At 63.1% G+C, this 5,129-nt stretch carries 6 protein-coding genes; 4 read left to right on the top strand and 2 right to left on the bottom strand.

The features are described from left to right. The first annotated feature begins 159 nt into the window (after positions 1-159). Positions 160-1,824 carry an amidase gene (locus tag ACJWXQ_RS03370; protein ID WP_406672142.1) on the top strand — a complete coding sequence of 555 codons (1,665 nt, stop codon included), beginning with the start codon at positions 160-162 and terminating at the stop codon, positions 1,822-1,824. 9 nt (positions 1,825-1,833) lie between these two features. Here the strand turns inward: ACJWXQ_RS03370 and ACJWXQ_RS03365 are convergent, their stop codons facing one another. Together ACJWXQ_RS03365 and ACJWXQ_RS03360 are read right to left on the bottom strand one after the other, a co-directional pair. Further along, the gene (locus tag ACJWXQ_RS03365) at positions 1,834-2,064 is read right to left on the bottom strand and encodes a hypothetical protein (protein WP_346050124.1); all 231 of its coding nucleotides are present in this window, start codon (positions 2,062-2,064) and stop codon (positions 1,834-1,836) included. Positions 2,065-2,078: 14 nt separating this feature from the next. Beyond that, positions 2,079-2,558 carry a hypothetical protein gene (locus tag ACJWXQ_RS03360; protein WP_406672141.1) on the bottom strand — a complete coding sequence of 160 codons (480 nt, stop codon included), beginning with the start codon at positions 2,556-2,558 and terminating at the stop codon, positions 2,079-2,081. A gap of 78 nt (positions 2,559-2,636) precedes the next feature. Here ACJWXQ_RS03360 and ACJWXQ_RS03355 point away from each other — a divergent pair, with 78 nt between their 5' ends. From ACJWXQ_RS03355 to ACJWXQ_RS03345, 3 genes are all read left to right on the top strand, one after another. Beyond that, a complete protein-coding gene (locus ACJWXQ_RS03355) occupies positions 2,637-3,734 on the top strand; it encodes a PQQ-dependent sugar dehydrogenase (protein WP_346050128.1) in 1,098 nt (365 codons plus the stop codon). A gap of 2 nt (positions 3,735-3,736) precedes the next feature. Beyond that, positions 3,737-4,393: a TVP38/TMEM64 family protein gene (locus ACJWXQ_RS03350; RefSeq protein WP_406672140.1), complete on the top strand. Its 657-nt coding sequence runs from the start codon at positions 3,737-3,739 to the stop codon at positions 4,391-4,393. A 58-nt stretch (positions 4,394-4,451) separates the two neighbouring features. After that, a partial coding sequence (locus tag ACJWXQ_RS03345) for a DUF547 domain-containing protein (protein ID WP_406672139.1) occupies positions 4,452-5,129 on the top strand: 678 nt, incomplete at its 3' end.

Here is a 5,129-nt window from a genome sequence, read left to right as displayed (position 1 = left end):
TATGCGGAACCGGCCCGCTAGGCAATAAAGCTGGCCCGGTAACACAAGCGCCCCGGCGGCTTCGGCCCCGGGGCGTCTTTTCTCCCTTTGCCCTGGGATTCCTTCGCCCCGTCTGTGGCACACTCAGGCTCCTGTTGATGCTAACAAGGTGAGTGAGCGATGCGACTACTGGCGCCCCTGCTGTTTTTCCTTGGCCTGGCCCTTGGCGGGCTGGGTGCTTACTGGCTTGCCCCCGACCCCGCCCCGGATGAAGGCGTCTCCAAAGCCAATGCCGCTGCCGCGGAACAGTTGATGGACCTGGCCTTCCGGCCCGAGGACCGTGAGCTGATGCAGAACACCCTGGAAAGCCACCGCAGCCGCTACCAGCAGATGCGCGAGACGCTCATTCCCAACCCGCAGGCACCGGCGCTGGTCTTCGATCCGCGGCCCATCGGCTATGACTATCGCTCAGACCCGGTGGAACCGGAATGGTCCTATCCGGAAGACTTCAGCCGCCCGGCGGACGATGCCGAGCTGGCTTGGCTGTCGCTGTCGGAGCTTGGCGCGCTGCTGCGCAACGGCGAAATCAGCTCGGTGGAACTGACCGAATTCTTTCTCGGCCGCCTGCGCGAGCACGGCGACCGCCTGGAAGCGGTCATCAGCCTCACCGAGGACCGTGCCCTGGCTCAGGCCGAGACCGCCGACCGGGAACTGGCGGCCGGCATCGACCGGGGCCCCTTGCATGGCATCCCCTATGGCGCCAAGGACCTCTTTGCCGTGGAGGGGACCCGCACCACCTGGGGCGCGGCACCCTTCGAAGAGCAGGTGATTGATGAAACCGCCACGGTGATCCGCAAGCTGGATGAATCCGGCGCCGTGCTGATCGCCAAGCTGACTCTCGGGGCGCTGGCTTGGGGGGATGTCTGGTATGGCGGCACCACCCGCAATCCCTGGGACCCGGAGCTGGAACAGGGTGCCAGCGGATCCTCTGCAGGCTCGGGTGCTGCAACCGCGGCAGGGCTGGTGCCCTTTGCACTGGGCACCGAAACCCTGGGCTCGCTGGTCTCCCCCGCCACCCGGACCGGCACCACTGCACTACGTCCCAGCTTCGGCCGGGTCAGCCGGCATGGGGCCATGGCCCTGAGCTGGAGCATGGACAAGGTCGGGCCCATGACCCGCAGTGTGGATGATGCCGCCCGGGTCTTTGCCGTCATCGACGGACCGGATGGGAAGGATGTCAGCCTGCACCCGGTGGCTTTCGACTATCAGCCCCGGGAAGGCCTGGAGGGGGTGGTCATCGGCTATCTGGAAAACACCTTCGAAGGCGCCAGCGAACAGGATAAAGCGGTTCTGGACGATCTGGAGGCGCTCGGCGCGGAACTGCGCCCCGTTGCCCTGCCCAATCTACCCCTGGGGGCCATGCAACTCATCCTCGATGTGGAAGCGGCCACCGCTTTTGATGCCTTCACTCGAGACAGTCAGGCAGACGAGCTGGTCCGCCAGGAGGAATTCGCCTGGCCCAATGTGTTCCGGGCAGCGCGCTTCATTCCCGCGGTGGAATACCTGCAGGCCAATCGTCTACGCCAGCGGCTGATCGAGGAAATGCATGAGATGGTGGCCGAGGTGGACGTCTATGTCGCGCCCTCACATGGCAATCTCAACCTGCTGGCCACCAATCTCAGCGGCCACCCGGCCGTGACCGTCCCCAACGGCTTTGACGAAGGGGAGCGCCCGACCAGCATCACCTTCACCGGCGGCCTGTTTGAAGACGATCGCCTGCTGGAAGTGGTCAGCGCCTGGCAGGTCGCCACCGAGCATCATCAGGCACGACCGCCGAACTTTTAGGCCAGCGGGCTATTCCAGGCCGGTGCCCTCTGAACTGCCGGGGGTGAGGGGGAAATCGTCTCCATTCACCTCCGGCTTTTCAGCCTGGATCGCGTTCATGTCCGGGCCGAAGCTGCAGCCGGCCATCTCTGGCGGCACGGCGAGGTAGCGGTTGCCGGCCTTGAATTCCGAGACCAGTTCATCCTCTTCCGCCGCCTCCTTGACCTCCCGGGCGAACAGGGGCTGTTTCTCATCGGCCATCACGCACTCTCCTGTCAGCTGCTTGTGGATTGGACTTGCTCGGCCGACGGCTGTTTCAAATAAAGAAAAAGCCATCCGCCCACCAAACCCGGCAGAGCCATCAGCAGGGTGCCGCTCAGGCTGCGGGTCGCCGCGATGGGAGTCATGGGCAGCAGGCCGTGCAAAAGGCCCAGCAGGGTCAGCAGCGCCGCCAGACCGCCGATGGGATACAGCCATCCTGCCACGTCCGGCTTCAGACGGCTGATGCCAGCGGCCACGGCAAAGGCCAGCAACAGGCTGATCCCCACCAGCACTCCCCACAACGGGGCAAACCCGGTCAGATCCTGGACGCTGACCACCACCCGTGTCCACATGTCCACAGGTGCGCCCAGGGCGGCGATGGCATTCATGTTGAACTGGGTCTGGACCAGCGAACCCAGCGCTGCGGTCACCGCGGTGGCCGCCAGCAAGCGGGCCAGCCAGGCAATGGGAACAAGCAGGCGTTGCCGATTCATCCAATCCTTCCTTTCTGATAAGTTAACGGAACCTCCGTACAGCGGTTCCCAAATCTGGCTTAACCGGATGATGCGACCATGAAAGGCATTCTGCCAGCAATTCTCTTCATCTGCCTGCTTCCCCTGTCCACGGCCACGGCCCATGACTATGATCTGGAAACGGTGGCCGAGGGCCTTGAGCACCCCTGGTCCATCGCCTTTCTGCCTGATGGCCGCATTCTGGTGACCGAGCGTGCCGGCCGCCTGCGTCTGATCGAGGACGGGATCCTGCACCCGGAGCCCATCGCCGAGGTACCCGAAGCCTATGTGGCCAGCCAGGGTGGGCTGTTCGAGGTCATGCTCCATCCTGATTATGAGCATAACGGCTGGATCTATCTGAGCCTGGCCCATGGCACCCCCAAGGCCAACACCACCCGGGTTGTGCGTGCCCGTCTGGAAGACCACGCACTGACGGATCTGGACGTACTTTTCGACAGTGAGCCAAGCAAGGATACCCCCGTCCATTACGGTGGACGGATGACCTTCCTCCCCGACGAAACCCTGCTGCTGGGCCTGGGCGATGGATTCGACTACCGCGAAGCCGCCCAGGACAGGGGCAGTCACCTGGGTAGCCTGATCCGCCTCAATGCCGACGGCAGCATCCCCTCCGACAATCCCTTCGTGGACGATCAGGATAGTCTTCCTGCGATCTACAGCTACGGCCATCGCAATATTCAGGGCATCATCCACGACCCGGAGACCGGCCTCATCTGGTCACACGAGCATGGTCCCCGGGGCGGTGACGAGCTCAATATCATCCGGCCCGGGGCGAACTACGGCTGGCCCGCGGCGACCCACGGGGTGGATTATTCAGGCGCCCGCATCACGCCCCACAAATCCCTTCCGGAAATGGAGGATCCGATTCACGTCTGGACACCGGCCATTGCCCCGGCCGGCATGAGCCAGTATCGCGGCGAAGCCTTTCACCGCTGGCAAGGCAATCTGTTGATTGCCGGTCTGGTGGCCCGGGCGGTGATTCGGGTGGAACTGGAGGGTGAGGAGGTGGTTGCGACCCACCGTCATTTTGAAGACATCGGCGCCCGTATCCGGGCCGTGCAAACCGGCCCGGAAGGCGCGATTTATATCCTGACCGACTCGGCCGATGGCGCCGTCATCCGGGCCAACCCGGATACCTGACAATGGATCGACGCACCACTGCCGGCCCACTGCTGCTGATTCTGATTGTTGCCGTTGGCCTGATCTTCGCTGTATGGCAACCGGTGGAGGTGGACACGGTCTTTGCCTGGGGAGAGAGGCTGGCGGGCAACCCCCTGACTCTGGCCCTACTGGTTGTGGTGCAGATCCTCTTGTTCACCTTTGCCCTGCCGGGGAGCACCATCATCTGGGCAATCGCGCCCTTTCTGCCCCCCTGGATCGCCGTCCCCGTTCTGGTATCCGGTGCGACCGCTGGGGCCGTCGGGGCCTATTTTCTCTCCGGCCGGCTCAGCCGGGATTGGCGTGTCGGCCCTGCCTCCCGACGGGTGATCGGGCTGCTGGAACAACGCGGAGACTTCCTGACCCAGACAGCCCTTCGGGCTCTGCCCGGCTTTCCCCATTCCATCGTCAACTATGCCGGCGGCATCCTCCGTCTGCCCCTGCCCGGCTTCATCGCCGCAGCCCTGGTGGGGCTGGGGGTCAAATGGTGGGTGTATGCCAGCGCCATCCATGGCCTTGCCACCGCAGCCCGGGGCGATGAGGCGCTGGGTGGCCGAGAACTGCTGCCGTTGTTCATCCTTGCTGTTCTGTTGCTCATCGCCGGACTGGTGAAATGGAAACTTCGTCAGCGCTCTCTGTAACAAGCCCCGCGTCTGCCCCGTCTAAGCAAATCCTGGCCGACTGGAAATGGAGCATACGATGAAATCAGCAAGAACCACCCCCTGGGCCGGCGTGATTGTTTTGGCACTGGCCATTGTGGCTGCGCCCGCCAGTGCGACCTCCCTGGAAAAGGTGTTCAATGACTTCCAGCAGATCCTGGATCGACACTTGACGGAGAAAGACCTGGACCATGACGGCCTGGTGACGGCTTTCGATTATCATCAGGCACTGGCCAAGGACGAGACCATGGCGCTTGTCCAGCAGCAAAGGGCGGCGCTTGCAGACTTTGACCCTTCACGGATAGACGACCGGGAGAGCTTCAATGCCTTCTGGTTGAACGCCTACAACTTCTTCATGATCGCCCACATTCTGGAAGAGCGCCCGGACGGCGAAGTGGTGGAGTCGGTCTGGGATTATGGCGGCCGGGTAAACCCCTTCCGGAAAAATGTCTTTGAGCGTGAACTGTTCGATATCGGCGGCAAGAAATACAGTCTGGACCAGATGGAGAAGGGCATCCTGCTCGGTGAAGAAGCCTGGGACAAAGGCTGGGCGGATGCCCGTGTCCACTTCGCGGTCAACTGCGCCTCTGTGGGCTGTCCCCCGCTCCGTGCCCAGGTGTACACGACGGATAATGTCGATGACCTGTATGCGGAAAATACCCGCCGTGCCCTTAACACTGACCGCCAACTGCATGTGGACGGTAACACCCTGATGCTT

Origin of the sequence: Natronospira sp. (assembly GCF_007134575.1) — a bacterium.
Taxonomy (GTDB): Bacteria; Pseudomonadota; Gammaproteobacteria; order Natronospirales; family Natronospiraceae; genus Natronospira; species Natronospira elongata.
This window is presented reverse-complemented; position numbering and strand designations above follow the sequence as displayed.